This window comes from Streptomyces sp. bgisy159, assembly GCF_965341775.1.
Taxonomy (GTDB): Bacteria; Actinomycetota; Actinomycetes; order Streptomycetales; family Streptomycetaceae; genus Streptomyces.
This window is the reverse complement of the sequence record NZ_CBDQZH010000036.1, coordinates 1-16613: the sequence shown is the minus strand read 5'-3', so window position 1 is coordinate 16613 and position 16613 is coordinate 1. Positions and strand designations below refer to the sequence as shown.

General features: G+C 74.0%; 19 protein-coding genes and 1 riboswitch. Of the genes, 11 read left to right on the top strand and 8 right to left on the bottom strand.

Translation table 11 applies throughout. From position 1 onward, the window contains the following. Positions 1-24: 24 nt before the first annotated feature. A riboswitch (cobalamin riboswitch) is annotated at positions 25-164 on the bottom strand. A gap of 225 nt (positions 165-389) precedes the next feature. Both ACSLTV_RS27390 and ACSLTV_RS27385 read right to left on the bottom strand, forming a co-directional pair. Further along, positions 390-611 (bottom strand): hypothetical protein, encoded by a 222-nt coding sequence (locus ACSLTV_RS27390; protein ID WP_432138249.1) that lies wholly within the window; start codon positions 609-611, stop codon positions 390-392. A 33-nt stretch (positions 612-644) separates the two neighbouring features. Beyond that, positions 645-1898, bottom strand: a complete 1254-nt coding sequence (locus ACSLTV_RS27385; protein ID WP_432157624.1) for an inorganic phosphate transporter — start codon at positions 1896-1898, stop codon at positions 645-647. A gap of 174 nt (positions 1899-2072) precedes the next feature. On the opposite strand from ACSLTV_RS27385, the gene ACSLTV_RS27380 reads away from it, so the two are divergent. From ACSLTV_RS27380 to ACSLTV_RS27370, 3 genes are all read left to right on the top strand, one after another. Next, entirely contained in the window at positions 2073-2753 is a 681-nt protein-coding gene (locus tag ACSLTV_RS27380) for a class II aldolase/adducin family protein (protein WP_435613052.1), read from the top strand. 320 nt (positions 2754-3073) lie between these two features. Next, entirely contained in the window at positions 3074-4207 is a 1134-nt protein-coding gene (locus ACSLTV_RS27375) for an alpha/beta hydrolase (RefSeq protein WP_432157626.1), read from the top strand. Positions 4208-4519: 312 nt separating this feature from the next. Beyond that, complete coding sequence (locus ACSLTV_RS27370; RefSeq protein WP_432157627.1) at positions 4520-5881, top strand: hypothetical protein; 1362 nt, start codon at positions 4520-4522, stop codon at positions 5879-5881. Positions 5882-5901: 20 nt separating this feature from the next. Here ACSLTV_RS27370 and ACSLTV_RS27365 read toward each other — a convergent pair whose 3' ends face one another. Beyond that, positions 5902-6315, bottom strand: a complete 414-nt coding sequence (locus tag ACSLTV_RS27365) for a VOC family protein (protein WP_432157628.1) — start codon at positions 6313-6315, stop codon at positions 5902-5904. Between the two features lie 267 nt (positions 6316-6582). On the opposite strand from ACSLTV_RS27365, the gene ACSLTV_RS27360 reads away from it, so the two are divergent. The 3 genes from ACSLTV_RS27360 (at position 6583) to ACSLTV_RS27350 (ending at position 9692) form a co-directional block, all read left to right on the top strand. Continuing rightward, complete coding sequence (locus tag ACSLTV_RS27360; protein ID WP_432138243.1) at positions 6583-8181, top strand: ABC-F family ATP-binding cassette domain-containing protein; 1599 nt, start codon at positions 6583-6585, stop codon at positions 8179-8181. Positions 8182-8516: 335 nt separating this feature from the next. After that, positions 8517-8738 carry a helix-turn-helix domain-containing protein gene (locus tag ACSLTV_RS27355; protein WP_432138242.1) on the top strand — a complete coding sequence of 74 codons (222 nt, stop codon included), beginning with the start codon at positions 8517-8519 and terminating at the stop codon, positions 8736-8738. 150 nt (positions 8739-8888) lie between these two features. Continuing rightward, positions 8889-9692: an enoyl-CoA hydratase/isomerase family protein gene (locus tag ACSLTV_RS27350; protein ID WP_432138241.1), complete on the top strand. Its 804-nt coding sequence runs from the start codon at positions 8889-8891 to the stop codon at positions 9690-9692. Between the two features lie 348 nt (positions 9693-10040). Here the strand turns inward: ACSLTV_RS27350 and ACSLTV_RS27345 are convergent, their stop codons facing one another. After that, complete coding sequence (locus ACSLTV_RS27345; protein WP_432138240.1) at positions 10041-10766, bottom strand: nucleopolyhedrovirus P10 family protein; 726 nt, start codon at positions 10764-10766, stop codon at positions 10041-10043. Between the two features lie 87 nt (positions 10767-10853). On the opposite strand from ACSLTV_RS27345, the gene ACSLTV_RS27340 reads away from it, so the two are divergent. Genes ACSLTV_RS27340 through amaP form a run of 5 tightly spaced genes read left to right on the top strand, consistent with a single transcriptional unit; the run spans position 10854 to position 13184 of the window. Continuing rightward, complete coding sequence (locus ACSLTV_RS27340; RefSeq protein WP_432138239.1) at positions 10854-11342, top strand: Asp23/Gls24 family envelope stress response protein; 489 nt, start codon at positions 10854-10856, stop codon at positions 11340-11342. A 41-nt stretch (positions 11343-11383) separates the two neighbouring features. Further along, a complete protein-coding gene (locus ACSLTV_RS27335) occupies positions 11384-11569 on the top strand; it encodes a hypothetical protein (protein ID WP_432138238.1) in 186 nt (61 codons plus the stop codon). 3 nt (positions 11570-11572) lie between these two features. Further along, complete coding sequence (locus tag ACSLTV_RS27330; RefSeq protein ID WP_432138237.1) at positions 11573-11947, top strand: Asp23/Gls24 family envelope stress response protein; 375 nt, start codon at positions 11573-11575, stop codon at positions 11945-11947. Continuing rightward, positions 11944-12600: a DUF6286 domain-containing protein gene (locus tag ACSLTV_RS27325; protein ID WP_432138236.1), complete on the top strand. Its 657-nt coding sequence runs from the start codon at positions 11944-11946 to the stop codon at positions 12598-12600. The genes ACSLTV_RS27330 and ACSLTV_RS27325 overlap by 4 nt, the downstream gene beginning before the upstream one ends. Beyond that, entirely contained in the window at positions 12597-13184 is a 588-nt protein-coding gene (gene amaP / locus ACSLTV_RS27320; protein ID WP_432138235.1) for an alkaline shock response membrane anchor protein AmaP, read from the top strand. Before ACSLTV_RS27325 ends, amaP begins: the two co-directional genes overlap by 4 nt. Positions 13185-13230: 46 nt before the next feature. Here the strand turns inward: amaP and ACSLTV_RS27315 are convergent, their stop codons facing one another. The 4 genes from ACSLTV_RS27315 to ACSLTV_RS27300 all read right to left on the bottom strand — a co-directional run. Beyond that, positions 13231-13986 (bottom strand): SDR family oxidoreductase, encoded by a 756-nt coding sequence (locus ACSLTV_RS27315; protein ID WP_432138234.1) that lies wholly within the window; start codon positions 13984-13986, stop codon positions 13231-13233. 4 nt (positions 13987-13990) lie between these two features. Further along, a complete protein-coding gene (locus tag ACSLTV_RS27310) occupies positions 13991-15775 on the bottom strand; it encodes a glycoside hydrolase family 15 protein (RefSeq protein WP_432138233.1) in 1785 nt (594 codons plus the stop codon). A 34-nt stretch (positions 15776-15809) separates the two neighbouring features. Further along, a complete protein-coding gene (locus tag ACSLTV_RS27305; protein WP_432138232.1) occupies positions 15810-16124 on the bottom strand; it encodes a hypothetical protein in 315 nt (104 codons plus the stop codon). Further along, positions 16121-16613, bottom strand: a 493-nt coding sequence (locus ACSLTV_RS27300; protein WP_435613051.1) for a sigma-70 family RNA polymerase sigma factor, incomplete at its 5' end; no start/stop codon positions are given. The genes ACSLTV_RS27305 and ACSLTV_RS27300, both read right to left, overlap by 4 nt.

Sequence of the window (16613 nt, the reverse complement as noted above, 5' to 3'; positions counted from 1 at the left end):
CACTCAGGGTGTCCACGCCCTGGTTCGACGAGACCGACGGTGAGAGTTCCTGGCTCCCGGGGGGTTCTACCCCGGTGACAGTGGCGGGACCGCGCCGGATTCGCACCGGCTTCCTCTTCTGCCGCCGTACTTGGCTCGGGCAGTCCACCACGGGTCCGGAAGGGCCGTCAACTTGCCGTTGACCTGCGGTGGGGGAGTGTGCAGAAGCCCACACCGGCGCATGGCGCGCTCCGGGGCGCGGACATGACCGCGCCCCGCCCGCGACCGCCGGTGAGGGCGGGGCGGACAGGGCGGGTGGGGTGTCGCGTGCCGGTGTGGCGTGTGGCCGGCTCAGACCACGGCCGGGCTGATCAGACCACGATCGGGGCGGATCGGGCGGATCGGGCGGATCAGGCCACGATCAGGCTGATGCCGTAGGCCACCGCCCCGGCGCACGCCGCGAAGCAGGCGTAGGCGCCGGTGGTCGCGAGGACCGCGGATCCGCCGTCGGACTGGGCGCGCTCGCGGCGCGAGAGGCCCATGATGCCGAGGGTGAACAGGGTGACGAGGCCGACGGTGACGGCGAGGCTGACGCCGAAGACGGAGCCCAGGGCTTCCCAGTCGATCTTCATGTGATGGTTCCTTGGTTACCGGGTGGGCGGCGCTCAGACCGCGGCGGCGGGAGGCGTGGCCGGGTCGGCGGCGGTGGCCACCGGGGCCGGGGCCGCGATGACGGCCGAGAGGTCGTCGGCGGCCGGGGAGCCCGCCGGGGGCGGGGTGACGGCGGCGATGGCGGTGGTGACCACGCCGGCCGGCTCCTCGGTCTCGTTGACGTTGGTGTGGTCGACGACCTCGCGCCGGGAGGCCTTCCAGATGGCGGCGCTGGAGGCCACCAGGAAGACCGCGACGAGGGCCGTGCCCCAGTCGCCGAGCCCCGTGACGTACTCGGCGAGCGCGCCGACCAGCGCGGCGGCCGGCAGCGTCAGGCCCCAGGCGACGAACATGCGGGTGGCGGTCGACCAGCGGACGACCCCGCCCTTGCGGCCGAGGCCGGCGCCCATCACGGAACCGGAGACGACATGCGTGGTGGACAGCGAGAAGCCCAGGTGGGAGGAGGCCAGGATGGCCGTGGCCGCGCTGGTCTGGGCGGCGAAGCCCTGCTGCGGCTGCAGGTCGGTCAGGCCCTTGCCCATGGTGCGGATGATGCGCCAGCCGCCGATGTAGGTGCCGAGCGCGATGGCCAGGCCCGCGGAGAGGATGACCCAGACGGGCGGGTCCGAGTCGGGGGCGATGGTGCCGCCGGCCACCAGGGCCAGGGTGATGATGCCCATCGTCTTCTGCGCGTCGTTGGTGCCGTGGGCCAGCGAGACCAGGCCCGCGGAGGCGACCTGACCGGCCCGGTAGCCCTTGGCGGACGCCTTCTCGTCGGCCTTCTTGCCGAGGGCGTACGACATCCGGGTCGCCAGCAGCGCGGCGAGACCGGCGACCACGGGGGCCGCGACGGCCGGGATCAGCACCTTGGTGACGAGCACGTCGCCGTGGACCGCGCCGAAACCGGCGGAGGCGACGGCGGCGCCGATCAGGCCGCCCATGAGGGCGTGGGAGGAACTGGAGGGGAGCCCCACCAGCCAGGTCAGCAGGTTCCAGAGGATCGCGCCGACCAGGGCGGCGAAGATGACCTCGGGACGGATGCCCGTCTCGTCGACGAGACCTTTGGAGATCGTGTTGGCGACCTCCACGGAGAGGAAAGCGCCCACCAGGTTGAGCACGGCGGACATGGCCACCGCGACCTTGGGCTTGAGCGCACCGGTCGAGATGGTCGTGGCCATCGCGTTGGCGGTGTCGTGAAAACCGTTCGTGAAATCGAACGCGAGTGCGGTTACCACCACAATCGCGAGGATCAGCGAGAAGTTTTCCATTTACCCAGGCAATCGTTCGAAGTCATTGGCTGTTGGACCGTAGGCAACCTGGGTGAACGGAAGGTGAACTGGAACGGGCGCACGGGTGTCGGATGGGCTTCCGAGGGTTCCGGATCCCGCCCCGGGTGCTCGACCCGGCCCCCGGGCCGGTCCGGAGGCTGGCAGGATCGCCGTATGGCAGAGCGCAGAGGTGATGAGCGGGCGCGGGCCGGCGCGGCGGAGGCACGCGCGTGGGACGCGCTGGTCGCGGCCGCCCGCCGCACCGTCGCCGACGGGCTGGTCGTCGGCACGTCCGGCAACGTCTCGGTACGCGTCGGGGACACCGTACTCGTCACCCCCTCGGGGGTGCCGTACGACCGGCTGGGCCCGGAGGACATCACCGGGGTCGACCTCGACGGCCGGCAGGTCCTCGGCGCCCTCGTCCCCACCAGCGAACTGCCCATGCACCTCGCCGTCTACCGGAGCACCGGGGCCGGGGCCGTCGTGCACACCCACGCCGTGCACGCGACCGCCGTCTCCACGCTCCTGCCGGAACTGCCCGTCGTCCACTACATGACGGCCGCGCTCGGCGGCCCCGTCCGGGTCGCCCCCTACGCGACCTACGGCAGCGAGGAACTGGCCGGCAACATGCTGCGCGCCCTCGACGGCCGCACCGGCTGCCTCCTGCAGAACCACGGCACCGTCACCTACGGTGCCACCCTGGACCAGGCCTACGACCGCACCGCCCAGCTGGAGTGGATGTGCCGCCTGTGGCTCACGGCCTCCGCGGTGCCGGGCCTGCGGCCGAGCCTGCTGACGGCGGAGCAGCTCGACGAGGTGACGGAGAAGCTGCGCGGGTACGGACAGCCCCGCTGACCGGCGCGGGTGCGGCAGCCGGCCGGGGTGCTGCGGCAGTTGATCGGGGCTCGGATCGGCCGGGGCTCGGATCGGCCGGGGCTCGGATCGGCCGGGACTCGGATCGGCTGGGGCGGCAGCCGGCCGGGGCCCGGACCGGCCGAGGCGGGAAGCGGCCGAGACGCGGATCGGTCGGGATGCGGAACAGGCCGGGACGCGGAACCGGCCGGGACGCGGAGGACGGCCGCGAACGCACGCAGGCTGACCGAAATGGGACGTTTCGTCACCCTGGGCAGCCGCACCGCTGGCCGTCGGCCCACGCGCCCCCGACACTGGAACGCGTGCGCCCTGTCAAAGCGACGGCCGTCGCCGTCACCGCAGCCCTGGCCGCCGGAGCGGCCGGTGTCGCCGCCGGCCGCCTCGCCAGCGACGCCGCCCTCAAGGCGCCCGCCGGCCGCCCGCTGCCGACCGAACCCCGGCTCACCGTGCACGGCACCGCCGCCGGCCAGATCACCCTCACCCGTGACCTGGCCAGCCTGCGCCCCGGCACCTACGGCCTCTCCGGTGACGGCAGCCACGCGGTCGTCGGACCCGTCCTCGACCACGCGCCGCACCCCGCCGACACCGTGGTCCGCCGACTCGAACGCGTCACCCACGGCACCCTGCGGCCCGGCGACGCCGTCTGGCTCACTCCCAACGTGCACGTCGGCAACCCCCGCGCCGCCCTCGGCATCGACTACGCCGACATCGACGTGCCCGGCGAGCTGGGCACCCTGCCCGCCTGGTTCGTGCCCGCCGCCCGCCACACCTGGGTGATCGCCGTGCACGGCCTCGGCACCACCCGCGAGCACTCCCTGAACCTCATCGGCTTCCTGCACCGCCGCCACGTCCCGGTCCTCGCCGTCTCCTACCGCGGCGACCTCGGTGCGCCCCGCTCCCCGGACAGCCTCAACCACCTCGGCGAGACCGAGTGGCGCGACGTGGACGCGGCGATCCGCTACGCCGTGCGCTACGGCGCCCACCGCGTCGTCCTGCTCGGCTGGTCCACCGGCGCCGCCATGGCGCTGCGCGCCGCCGCCCACTCCGGCGTGCGCGAACGCGTCGCCGGACTGGTCCTGGACTCCCCGGTGCTCAGCTGGCAGACCACCCTGCGCGCCCTCGCCACCGCCCGGCACACCCCCGGCGCCCTGCTGCCGCTGGCCGTACGGGCCGCCCAGGGCCGGGCCGGCCTGCACGGCGGCCCCCAGGCCAACGGCACCGACGCCGCCCTGCCCCCGCCGGCCGTCCCGACGCTGCTCTTCCACGGGCCCGGCGACGTGGTCGCCCCCTGGCACCTCTCCCGCCACCTGGCCGACCGCCACTCCGGCCGCGTCGCCCTGCACACCGTCCCCGACGCCCCCCACGGCGCCATGTGGAACCCCGACCCGGGCGCCTACGAGGAGGCCCTCCGCCGCTTCCTGACGCCCCTGGTGTGAGCCGGGGCCCGCGAGCGCCGGCCCTACGGTTCCGTTTGGTGCCGGACCAGTGGCCTGTTTTCGGCCTTCGTGCCCCCGTGAGGTGGTGTACCCAGGCCGGTCACGTGGCCGCCGGTGACATTCCGTTTGGGTTTTCGCACCGTCAACCGGAAGACTGCACCCGTGACGTCCCGTATCCCGCGCGACTCCAGGCTTCGACTCGTCCGCCCGCGACCCCTGGCCGCCGCCCCTTCAGCAGTGAACGAGCGGCGCCCACGCCGCCCCGCACCCCGCCCCCCGCAGGGCACCCCGGCCCCGGCGGAGCTGGCCAGAATGGCGCGCTCCGGACTGGCCGGCGCGGTCCGGGTCGCCCGCTGGGCCGACGCGGCCCTCGGCCCGGGCGGCGACGCGGCCACCGCCGACGGCAAGGCCACCCTGGCGGACGCGACCGCCGAACGAGCGGCCGGCCACCTGGGCCTGACCCCGGCTCAGGTCAGGGCCGACTGGGACACCGCCCGCCTCGCCGGCCTCGTCGAGGTGCACGGCGCCAGCGCCCGCCCCGGCTGGCGGCTGCGCGCCTGGGACCGCGACGACAGCGCCGTCCTGCGCGGCTGGGTCGCCCTCTTCGACGCCTGGTCACTGGCCGTACCCGAACCCGCCGGCCAGGAGCCCGCCGCGGTGGCCGAGGTCGTCTCGGCCATGCCACAGGTACTCTCCTTCCTCCAGCTGTCCGCCGGCCCCGTCCCCGTCGAACAGCTCCTCGACCTCCTGCGCCAGCGCGTCACCGAACTGCGCACCGAGCGCTGCGAGATCAGCTACGACACGGAGGCCGACGGCGACACCGGGACGGCGACCGGAGTCAGAGCCGGCGCCGGAGCCGGCACCCCGCCCCCGGACACCGCCCCCCTCACCGCCCCCGGCGCTCCCGCCGCCCCCTCCGCCGACGCCGACCCGGCGGAACCCGCGCGCGACGCCGAACTCGCCCCCCTCCTCGACTGGGCGCTGCACGCCCTCGCCTCCGTCGGCGCGCTCACCTGCGGCGACGGCCAGGCCACCCTGACCCCGCTCGGCAACTGGGCGGTGTGGGTCAAGCTGGAGCAGATCTGCGTCGCCGCGCAGAGCCCCGCCGGCAACATCGAGCAGGCCGCGGAGGACATGCTGCGCGGCTGCGCCCAGCTGCGCCCCAACGCGGCCCGCGCCGAGTACCGCGCCTGGCTCGCCGCCCGGCCCGTCGGCAGCGCCGTCACCGAGCTGCTGGCCGCCGCCCGCGGTGAGGACGCCCTGCTGCGCGGCCTGGCCTTCGAGGCGCTGCGCGTCGTCGGCGCCCCCGCCGAACCCGATGTCCGGGCCGTCGTCGACGACCCCGCCCTGCGGCCCTACGCCCTGCTCTGGCTGGCCGAGCACGACGGCGTGGACCCCGAGGACGCCCACGAGGTGCTCACTCGCGAGGAGGCCACCTGGCTGTGGGTGGACACCGCGGCGGCGGTCGCCGACCACGGCGAGGCCCCGATGCTGGTCCGCCACCTGGAGTCCGCGCTCCAGCCGACGGTGCCCGCGCTGCTGCACGAGGTCCGCGCCGTCGGGCACCCGCGCACCGTGCAGGTGCTGGTCGCGCTGGCCGCCGCGCACCCGGACCCGGCGCTGGCCAAGGCCGTGCGCCGGGCCGCCTTCCAGGTGCACACCGGGGGCAGCTGAGCCGCGCCCAGGCGTCGGCGTCAGCCGGGTATCTCCGGGGCGTAGGTGCCGAAGCTCCAGACGTTGCCCTCCAGATCGCGGGCCATGTAGTCGCGCGAGCCGTAGTCCTGGTCCGTCGGTTCCATCAGGACCTCGGCGCCGTGCCGCACGGCCCGCCGGTGGTGTGCGTCGACGTCGTCCACCACGACGTACACCCCCGTGGGGCCGGTGCCCTTCATCGCCTCGTCGAAGCGGCTGCCGGTGCCCTTCGAGCCGATCATCACCGCGCCGTTGCCCTGCGCCAGCTCGGCGTGGGCGACCCGGCCGTCCTCGCCCTCGTACACCGCCAGCTCGGTGAAGCCGAACGCCTCCGTCAGCTGCCGGACCGCCGCCCGGGCGTCCCGGTACAGCACCGTGGGGTACACGCTCGGCCGCGTGCCGTCCGCTCTTGTCATGCCGACCCCTCCCGAGTGCCGGATGAGACTGCGTCACTCCTGCCAGTGTCGCAATGGCCACTGACATCCCGCACGCGGAGATCGAACACGCGAACGCCGGAAAAGTGGTTGCACGGGGCCGTTAGACTGGCCCCCATGGCCATTCTCCTCGCGCATTAGACGGCGGGACGCCCGCCCGTCGACCGCCACCGCCCCCGCGGCGGCGCGCCACGCGCGGCACCCCCCGGCCCGCCCTTCCCGCCACCCCTTCCGCCCTGGAGTCTGTCCGTGATCTCCGCCTCCGGTATCGAGCTGCGCGCCGGTGCCCGCATCCTCATCGAGAACGCCTCCTTCCGCGTCACCAAGGGCGATCGCATCGGCCTCGTCGGCCGCAACGGCGCCGGCAAGACCACGCTGACCAAGGTCCTGGCCGGCCAGGGCATCCCCGCCGCCGGCACCGTCACCCGTTCCGGAGAGGTCGGCTACCTCCCGCAGGACCCGCGCACCGGCGACCTCGACATCCTCGCCCGCGACCGCATCCTCTCCGCCCGCGGCCTCGACGTCCTGCTGCGCAAGATGCGGGAGAACGAGCAGCGCATCGCCACCGGCAAGGGCACCACCCGCGACAAGGCGATGAAGCAGTACGAGCGCCAGGAGACCGAGTTCCTCACCAAGGGCGGGTACGCCGCCGAGGCCGAGGCCGCCACCATCGCCGCCGCGCTGAACCTGCCCGACCGCGTGCTCGGACAGCCCCTGCACACGCTCTCCGGCGGTCAGCGCCGCCGTATCGAGCTGGCCCGCATCCTGTTCTCCGACGCGGACACCCTGCTCCTCGACGAGCCGACCAACCACCTGGACGCCGACTCGATCATCTGGCTGCGCGACTACCTCAAGACCTACCGCGGCGGCTTCATCGTGATCTCCCACGACGTCGACCTGGTCGAGACGGTCGTCAACAAGGTGTTCTACCTGGACGCCAACCGCTCCCAGATCGACGTCTACAACATGGGCTGGAAGCTCTACCAGCAGCAGCGCGAGGCCGACGAGAAGCGCCGCAAGCGCGAGCGCGCCAACGCCGAGAAGAAGGCCGCCGCGCTCAACTCCCAGGCCGACAAGATGCGCGCCAAGGCCACCAAGACGGTCGCCGCGCAGAACATGGCCCGCCGGGCCGAGAAGCTGCTGTCCGGTCTGGAGGCGGTCCGCCAGTCAGACAAGGTCGCCAAGCTGCGCTTCCCGGAGCCCGCGCCCTGCGGCAAGACGCCGCTGACCGCCGAGGGCCTGTCGAAGTCGTACGGCTCGCTGGAGATCTTCACCGATGTCGACCTGGCCATCGACAAGGGGTCCCGGGTCGTCATCCTCGGCCTGAACGGCGCCGGCAAGACCACCCTGCTGCGGCTGCTCGCCGGCGTCGAGCAGCCCGACACCGGTGCCGTCATCCCCGGTCACGGCCTCAAGCTCGGCTACTACGCCCAGGAGCACGAGACGCTCGACCCGGACCGCACCGTCCTGGAGAACATGCGCTCCGCCGCCCCCGACATGGACCTCGTCGAGGTCCGCAAGGTGCTCGGTTCCTTCCTTTTCTCCGGCGACGACGTCGACAAGCCGGCCGGGGTCCTCTCCGGCGGGGAGAAGACCCGTCTCGCCCTGGCCACCCTGGTGGTCTCCTCGGCCAACGTGCTGCTGCTGGACGAGCCCACCAACAACCTCGACCCCGCCAGCCGCGAGGAGATCCTCGGCGCGCTGCGCACCTACAAGGGTGCGGTCGTCCTGGTCACCCACGACGAGGGCGCCGTCGAGGCGCTCCAGCCGGAGCGCATCATCCTGCTGCCGGACGGCGTCGAGGACCTGTGGGGTTCCGACTACGCGGACCTCGTCGCCCTGGCCTGACCGCGGGGGTGATCCACTGCGTATGGATCATTCGGCCTAGCCGTGATCCATCATCTGTGTGAGATCTCCTCGTATTGAGGTGTGTCCTACACGGATTTCGCGGCCGATCCCCCCGCCGCCGGGGGATCGGCCGTTGCCCGTCTCTGACCTGGGAGTTCCCGCGACGACTCGTTCGATCGTGCGGACGGATGTGTGTGGAATCACAGCTTCCGCTTGTGGGGGTGCGCTCCTGTCGTCAAAACCGTGTCGCACGGACCTTGCCGAATGGGTGGCCATCACGCCCCGGAGGGGTGATCATGAGGAGACCAGAGCGCACTTCCCATGAGGAGGCACGGGTGGCCGAGACTCTGAAGAAGGGCAGCCGGGTGACCGGCGCCGCGCGCGACAAGCTCGCGGCAGACCTGAAGAAGAAGTACGACTCCGGTGCGAGCATTCGGGCACTGGCCGAGGAAACCGGCCGCTCGTATGGCTTCGTTCACCGGATGCTGAGCGAGTCGGGCGTCACGCTTCGTGGGCGTGGCGGGGCGACCCGGGGCAAGAAGCCCGCTTCGTCCTGATCCCCGGCGGTCCATCGGCTTCGATGGTGGCCACCCGGTCGGTCGTCCCCCGGGCCCTTGAGGGACCCTGGGCGACTCCAGGACCGGCCGGGTGGTTACTGTGCAGTCACTTAGCTCCGCTTCGCTGACCGCACACATCGGAGGCGCCCCATGGCAACGCCCGCCAAGGACCTCGGTCCGGTACTCGACAAGGACGGCGTACGGCTCACCGTCGACGACGCGTTCGCCACGGTGACGCTGACCAATCCGGCCAAGCGCAACGTGCAGAGCCCCGCCATGTGGCGGACGCTCGCAGAGGTCGGACGTCGGCTGCCGGGCTCCGTCCGGGTCGTCGTGCTGCGCGGTGAGGGCAAGTCCTTCTCCGCCGGGCTCGACCGGCAGATGTTCACGCCCGAGGGGATCGAGGGCGAGCCCTCGTTCATCGACCTCGCGCGCAGCGGCGACGCCGAACTCGACGCCGCCATCGCCGGGTACCAGGAGGCGTTCACCTGGTGGCGGCAGAGCGACATCGTGTCGATCGCCGCTGTCCAGGGCCATGCCATCGGGGCCGGGTTCCAGCTCGCGCTCGCCTGCGACCTGCGCGTCGTCGCCGACGACGTGCAATTCGCCATGCGCGAGACCAGCCTCGGGCTCGTCCCCGACCTCACCGGTACGCATCCGCTGGTCTCCCTCGTGGGCTACGGCCGGGCGGTCGAGATGTGCCTGACCGGACGGTTCGTCCAGGCTCAGGAGGCCGTCGCCAGTGGCCTCGCGAACGTCGCCGTGCCCGTCGGCCAGCTCGACGAGACGGTGCGGGAACTGGCGGCCGCGATCCTGGCCGCCCCCCGCGAGGCGGCCATCGAGACCAAGGCGCTGCTGCGGGCCGCCGGCGGCCGCACCTACGACGAACAGCGCGCCGCCGAACGAGCCGCGCAGGCCCGACGCCTGCGCGACCTGGCGGGCCTGGGCGAATAGCCCACGCGCGCCCGGGAGGCGCCGCCGGGCCGGGGTTCCGCGGTCCCCGGCCGGTGCTGACCGTTCGTGCCCGGTCGGGCGCCTGCCCCGCCGGAGGCTGCCGCCCGCGTCGTAGGGCGGTCCCAGCGGGGTGACCCGGGCCGGGCGCGGTCAGGGTGGCCCGCTGCGCGCGGTCGACGCGGCCACGCGGAGTGCCCTGCCTCCTCCCGGGCGACCGCTCGTTCCCGGCCTCCGGCGAACCAGGGGGCCCGAGGGCTGTCGTGAACGTCCCTCCTGCGCCGCGGCGCCCGGCGCGGCGCCTCGCCGCGTTGTCGGGCCGCCCGCGTACGCCCGGCAGGCGGGCGGCCCCTAGCCGGCCGACGTCACCACCACCGCCACCGTCGGGTGGTCCGGCAGCGCCTCGGACACCGCCGCGCGGACCTGGCGGGCGACGTCCACGGCCCGGTGGCCGGCGCCGACCGCGAGCTCCACGCGCGCGTGGCGGCGGGGCAGGGCGGCGCCCTCCGGCCGGTGCTGCTCCAGGTGCACCGACCGGCCGACGCCGCCGAGGACCCCGGTCAGGGCGACGACGCCCGGTACCGAGCGGGCGGCGTCCGCCGCGCGGCTCTCGTCGTCGCCGGTCACCGTGCCGGCCGACGGCGGCCCCGGGGGCGGCTCCTCCTCCTGACCCGGCTCCTCGTCCAGCAGGGACGCCACCCTCAGGTCCACCTCCGCCACCGTCAGCCCGAGCCGCTGCCTCGCCGCGTCGGCGAGGGCGGCGCGCAGCCGGGCGGCCGCCGCCGGCAACGGCTCGGCCGGCCCCACCGCGATGTCCCCCGTCACCCGCAGCGGCCCCGGCGGCAGACCGCTCGGCGGCGGCGGTACGGCCGGCTCCGCGTCGCCCGCGGGGTCCGCCGGCCCCAACCGCAACCCGTCCAGCCGCACCCCGCGCACCTCCCGCGCCGCCGCCCGCAGCACCGCCCGGGCCGCGTCCTCCGTGATCCACGCGCCGTCGGCGGGGCCGCCGAGCGGCAGCAGCCTGCCCAGCCCCACCTGACGTCGCACCGCTTGTGTCCAGCTCTCCGCCGCCGTCATTCCTCCAGCCTGCCGCATCCCCGGGGCGCGGGAGCGCAACCGCGCTTACGGTGGGGAGAGGAAGACGACCGAAAGGGACGTACGGCGATGACCGAGATGACGGACCGAAACCGGACGCAGAATTCCGAGCGCGAGACCGACACGCCGGTGCAGACCCGCAAGCCCACCCGTCGCGGCGGCGGTGACCCGGGAACCCGCGGGCGAACCACCATCGCCGACGGCGTGGTGGAGAAGATCGCCGGCCTCGCGGCCCGTGACGTGGACGGCGTGCACGCCATGGGCAGCGGCTTGAGCCGAACCTTCGGCGCCGTGCGCGACCGCGTACCGGGCGGGTCGACGAAATCGGTGACCCGCGGTGTGAAGGCCGAGGTCGGCGAGGTGCAGACCGCGCTCGACCTGGAGATCGTGATCGAGTACGGCGTCGCCATCGAGGACGTCGCCCGCGGCGTGCGCGAGAACGTCGTCGCGGCGGTGGAGCGGATGACCGGCCTGGAAGTGGTCGAGGTCAACATCGCCGTGACCGACGTCAAGCTGCCCGAGGACGAGGAAGAGGAGCCGGAGCCCCGGATCCAGTGACCCGCCGCGGCGGACAACCGTACGGCTGAGGGGAGAGCACCTTGAGCATGGCCATGGTCGGCATGATCGCCGGCATGGCGCTGGGCTTCGCCGGGTACTTCGGCGGGTTCGGCGCCTTCCTGCTGGTGGCGGCGTTGGGCGCCGTCGGTTTCGTCGTCGGACGGGTCCTCGAAGGGGACTTCGACCTCGGCGACTTCTTCCGGTCGCGCGACGACCGGCGGCGGTGACCGGTGAGCGTGGGGACCGGCACGCTCGGCGGACGCCCCGCCCTCGTCCCGCCCGTTGAGCGGGGCGCCACCCGGATCGCCGACCGGGTCGTCGCCAAGATCGCTTCCCAGGCGGCCCACGAGGCGGTCGGCGCCCTCCCGCCGGACGCGACCCGGCCCCGGGCCACGGTCGTCGTGCACCACTTCGCCGCACACGTCAGGGTCCACCTCGAACTCGGCTATCCCTGCGACCTCGCCGCGCGCTGCCGTGCCGTCCGCCGTCACGTCGCCGAACGGGTGCGGGCGCTGGTCTCGATGGACGTGCCGGAGGTCGCCGTCCACGTGGAGCGGCTCCACCCGACGACGGCACACGGCACGGCACGGGGGAGGACCCGATGACCGAACCACCGGCCCCCGGCCCCGAGGACACCACCCGGCGACTGCCGGTCCTGGAGAAGGAGCCCCCGCCAGCTCCCGACGCCGAGGCCGGAACCGGGGCAGCACCCGCCGGCCGCCGCCGCTTCTGGTCGGCGCGCCGCGTCCCGGTCGGCATCACCGCCCTCGTGCTGCTGGTCGTCGCGGGTGCCTTCCTCTACGACGTCGTCGCCGTGCGGGCCGGTCACGACGCCCTCGACTGGCGCCGTGACCTCGCCCGGCAACTCGCCGAACGGCCCCTGGACGACACCTGGGTCCTGGTCGGCGCCGGGGTCGCCGCCGCGCTCGGCCTCTGGCTGATCGTCCTGGCCGCCACCCCCGGCCTGCGTGCCGTCCTGCCCATGCGCCGCACCCACCCCGACGTCCGCGCCGGCCTGCACCGCGACGCCGCCGCGCTGGTGCTGCGCGACCGTGCGATGGAGGTGGCCGGTGTGCAGTCGGCACGCGTCCGGGTGCGCCGGCGCCACGCCGAGGTCCGCGCGCTGTCCCACTTCCGCGACCTGGACGACGTACGGGCAGATCTGGACCAGACCCTCACCGGTGCCCTCGCGGGCCTGGGCCTGGCCCGCCCGCCCGCCCTGTCGGTGCGGGTACGGCGCCCCGGGAAGAAGGGATGAGGTCGATGCTCAGGACCGTCAACCGGGTCCTCCTCGCACTCGTCGGGCTGGTGCTGCTGGTGATCGGCGGGGCGGTGCTCGCCGTGGGCCTGGGCGCGCCCGCGCCCTCCTGGTGGCTCCACGACGACCAGCACGACGTCCTGCTCAGCACCGCCGAACGCACCCGCTGGCGCGACGACGGCTGGTGGTGGCCCACCGTCATCGCCGTGCTCGCCGTCGTCGTCCTGCTGACCCTGTGGTGGCTGACCGCGGTGGTGCGCCGCCGTCGGCTCGGGGACCTCCTCGTCGACACGGGCGACGGTGAGGGCGCGCTGGTGCGGGGCCGGGCCCTGGAGCACGCGGTGACCGCCGAGGCGGCCCACCTGGACGGCGTCGCGCACGCCCACGTCCACCTCACCGGCCGCCGCACCGCCCCCGCGGTCCGCGTGCGACTGCGGATGGAGCCGCACGTGGACCCGGGCACGGCGCTGCGTGAACTGACCGACCAGGCGCTGGAACACGCCCGGGGGTCGGCGGGACTTGCGGCGCTTCCGTCCGAGGTACGCCTGAAGGCCGTGAAACACCGCGCCGAGCGGGTCAGCTGACCCAGGGCCGTCCCGTCCCGCGCGACGGCGCCCGGCCGACGCCCCGTCAGAACCCGTGCCGCACACCACCGTCCACCGGCACCATGATCCCCGTCAGATAGGAGGCCGCCGGCGACAGCAGGAAGGCCGCCGTCCGCCCGAACTCCTCGGGCTTCCCGTAGCGCCGAAGCGGAATCCGCGCCTCGTTGGCCGCCCGGGTCGCCTCCGGGTCCGGCGACATCCCGTCCAGCTCGCGCACGCGGTCGGTGTCGATGCGCGCCGGCAGCAGTCCCACCACCCGGATGCCGCGCGGCCCCAGCTCGTCGGCCAGCGACTTGGCGAACCCGGCGAGGCCCGGCCGCAGCCCGTTGGAGATCGTCAGTCCCGGGATCGGCTCGTGCACCGACCCGGACAGCACGAACCCGATGACCCCGCCGGCCTCCAGCTCGTCCGCCGCCGCCCGGGCGAGCCGGACCGCCCCGAGGAACACCGACTCGAACGCCGCCCGCCACTGTTCGTCGGTGTTGTCGGCGGCGAACCCGGGCGCCGGTCCGCCCACGCTGACGAGGATGCCGTCGAAGCCGCCGAAGCGCTCCCGCGCGGCCGCGATCAGCCGGGCCGGCGCCTCCGGATCGGCGTTGTCGACGGCGACGCCCACCGCGTCCGCGCCCAGTCCGGCGGCGGCGTCGGCGGCCCGCTCGCCGTCCCGCCCGGTCACCACCACCTTCGCACCGTCGGCGACCAGTTCCCGCGCCACCGCGTGGCCCAGGCCGCGGGTCGCTCCCGTGACGACGTACACCCGGTCCTTCAGTCCAAGATCCATGGCCCTATTCTGCTGCGTCGCCGCCGAACAGGGCGAGGGCGGTGTTCACCAGGCCGATGTGGCTGAACGCCTGCGGGAAGTTGCCCAGGTGCCGGTCGCTCACCGGGTCGTACTCCTCCGACAGCAGCCCCACGTCGTTCGCCAGCCCGCCCAGCCGCTCGAACAGGGCACGCGCCTCCTTCGTACGGCCCGTCATGTGCAGGGCGTCCGCCAGCCAGAACGAGCAGACCAGGAAAGCCCCCTCGGAACCGGGCAGGCCGTCGGTGGTGGCGTTGACGCTGTAGCGGCGCAGCAGTCCGTCATGGGACAGCTCCGCGCGGACCGCGTCGACCGTGCCGACGACCCGCGGGTCGTCCGGCGGCAGGAAGCCGACCCGGGGGATCAGCAGCAGCGAGGCGTCCAGTTCGGCCGAGCCGTACGACTGGGTGAAGGTGTTGCGTTCGGCGTCGTAGCCCTTCTCGCACACCTCGCGGTGCACCTCGTCCCGCAGCGTGCGCCAGCCGTCGAGGTCGCCGGGCAGGTCCGGGTGCTCCTCCAGCGCCCGGACGGCCCGGTCGGCCGCCACCCACACCATCACCTTCGAGTGCGTGAAGTGGCGGCGGCCGCCGCGTACCTCCCACAGGCCCTCGTCCGGCTGCCGCCAGTTCTCGCCCAGCCAGTCCATCAATGCCACCTGCAGCGCCCACACGTGCGACTTCGGCGACAGGCCGGAGTCGCGGGCCAGCGCCAGGGAGTCCATCACCTCGCCGTACACGTCGAGCTGGACCTGTCCGACCGCCTCGTTGCCGACCCGGACGGGGGCCGAGCCGCCGAAGCCGGGCAGCCAGTCCAGCTCCAGCTCCGGCAGCCGGCGCTCGCCCCCTACGCCGTACATGATCTGCAGGTCGGCCGGGCTGCCGGCGACCGCGCGCAGCAGCCAGTCGCGCCATGCGGCGGCTTCGTGCACATAGCCGGCGCTGAGCAGGGCGCCCAGGGTGAGGGTCGAGTCGCGCAGCCAGCAGAAGCGGTAGTCCCAGTTGCGGACGCCGCCCATCTCCTCCGGCAGGGAGGTGGTGGGCGCGGCGACGATGCCGCCGGTCGGGGCGTAGGTGAGTGCCTTCAGGGTGATCAGGGAGCGGACCACGGCGTCCCGGTACGGGCCGTCGTAACGGCAGTGGCTCACCCAGGCGCGCCAGTCCTCGACGCTGGCCCGCAGCGCCTTGTGGGGGTCGATGAGCGGGGGGCGCGGCTCGTTCGAGGGGTGCCAGGTGAGGACGAACGCCACCTGTTCGCCCTCGGCCACGGTGAATTCCGAGTAGGTGGACATGTCCTCGCCCCAGGTGTGCACCTCGGGCTCGCTGCGCAGCCAGACCGCGTCGGGCCCGGCCACGGCGATGCGGTGGCCGTCCGTCCGGCGCACCCAGGGGACGATCGAGCCGTAGTCGAAGCGCAGCCGCAGCTCGCCGCGGACCGTGACCCGGCCGCGCAGGCCCTCCACGATCCGCACGAGGTCGGGGGCGCGGTCGCGTTGCGGCATCAGGTCGGTGACCCGGATCGCTCCGTCCGGGGTCTCCCACTCGGTGTCCAGCACGAGCGTGTCGCGGCGGTAGGCGCGGCGGGTGCAGGGGCCGTCGGCTCCCTTGGGCCTGATGCGCCAGTAGCCGTGGTCCTCGTCGCCCAGCAGCCGGGCGAAGCAGGCACCGGAGTCGAAACGGGGCAGACAGAGCCAGTCGACGGATCCGTCCCTGCCCACCAGGGCGGCCGTCTGCTCGTCGCCGATGAGTGCATAGTCCTCGATTCGGGGTTCCACGCCCTAGCGGGTTCCCGGCGGACCGGGCGGGCAATCAGGGCCGTGACCCGGGCAACGGTGTGGGGCCGGCCGCGCCGCCGGCGCCGGAGAAGATCACACCGGGTTCGGCGGGTGCCTGGTTGAGCACCCACAGACCGATCAGCGTGGCCAGTGCGAAGACGACGATGACCAGGACGGCCAGGACCAGCCGCCGTCTGCGCTCGCGGCGCCGCCACTCGCCGCGGGCCGAGCGGTAGGCGTCGGGGGCGGCCTGCACCCCGTCCGCGAGCGCGGCGAGGGCCGCCCGCAGTTCCCGTTCCGTACGGTCGTGGCCGGTGCCGGGTGCCGGAGTCGTGTCTCGATGCGTCATCGCCGGGCCTCCATCGCCTGGCTCAGTGCGGCGATGCCGCGTGCCGTGTGGGTCTTGACCGAGCCGCTGGAGATGCCCATGGCGGCGGCTATCTCGCCCTCCTTCAGCCCGAGCCAGTGCCGCAGCACCAGCGCCTCGCGCTGCCGGGCCGGCAACTGCTGCAGCGCGTCGATGAGGACCCGCTGGTCGTCCCGGAGCAGCGCGGTGCTCTCCGCCGAGGCGACCACCTCCTCGGGCGGGCTCGGCGGGCTCTCCACGTGCCGGCGGGCGACCTGGAGGTGGCGTATCCGCATGCGGGTCAGATTGCAGACGGTGGAGCGCAGATACGCCTCCGCGGCCTGGACGTCCCGCAGCCGCCGCCACTTGCGGTAGATCTGGTAGTACGCCTCGGCCACCACGTTCTCCGGGTCGTCGGCGCCGAGCAGCACGGCGAGCCGCAGCATCGAGGAGTAGTGCAGCTCGAAGAGGCGCGCGAGGAAGGGCTCGCGC

Excerpts from the sequence above, each read along its gene's own strand:
- ACSLTV_RS27390 (WP_432138249.1), bottom strand. The coding sequence starts at position 611 with ATGAAGATCGACTGGGAAGCCCTGGGCTCCGTCTTCGGCGTCAGCCTC.
- ACSLTV_RS27385 (WP_432157624.1), bottom strand. The coding sequence starts at position 1,898 with ATGGAAAACTTCTCGCTGATCCTCGCGATTGTGGTGGTAACCGCACTC.
- ACSLTV_RS27380 (WP_435613052.1), top strand. The coding sequence starts at position 2,073 with ATGGCAGAGCGCAGAGGTGATGAGCGGGCGCGGGCCGGCGCGGCGGAG.
- ACSLTV_RS27370 (WP_432157627.1), top strand. The coding sequence starts at position 4,520 with ATGGCGCGCTCCGGACTGGCCGGCGCGGTCCGGGTCGCCCGCTGGGCC.
- ACSLTV_RS27365 (WP_432157628.1), bottom strand. The coding sequence starts at position 6,315 with ATGACAAGAGCGGACGGCACGCGGCCGAGCGTGTACCCCACGGTGCTG.
- ACSLTV_RS27350 (WP_432138241.1), top strand. The coding sequence starts at position 8,889 with ATGGCAACGCCCGCCAAGGACCTCGGTCCGGTACTCGACAAGGACGGC.
- ACSLTV_RS27345 (WP_432138240.1), bottom strand. The coding sequence starts at position 10,766 with ATGACGGCGGCGGAGAGCTGGACACAAGCGGTGCGACGTCAGGTGGGG.
- ACSLTV_RS27340 (WP_432138239.1), top strand. The coding sequence starts at position 10,854 with ATGACCGAGATGACGGACCGAAACCGGACGCAGAATTCCGAGCGCGAG.
- ACSLTV_RS27325 (WP_432138236.1), top strand. The coding sequence starts at position 11,944 with ATGACCGAACCACCGGCCCCCGGCCCCGAGGACACCACCCGGCGACTG.
- amaP (WP_432138235.1), top strand. The coding sequence starts at position 12,597 with ATGAGGTCGATGCTCAGGACCGTCAACCGGGTCCTCCTCGCACTCGTC.
- ACSLTV_RS27315 (WP_432138234.1), bottom strand. The coding sequence starts at position 13,986 with ATGGATCTTGGACTGAAGGACCGGGTGTACGTCGTCACGGGAGCGACC.
- ACSLTV_RS27305 (WP_432138232.1), bottom strand. The coding sequence starts at position 16,124 with ATGACGCATCGAGACACGACTCCGGCACCCGGCACCGGCCACGACCGT.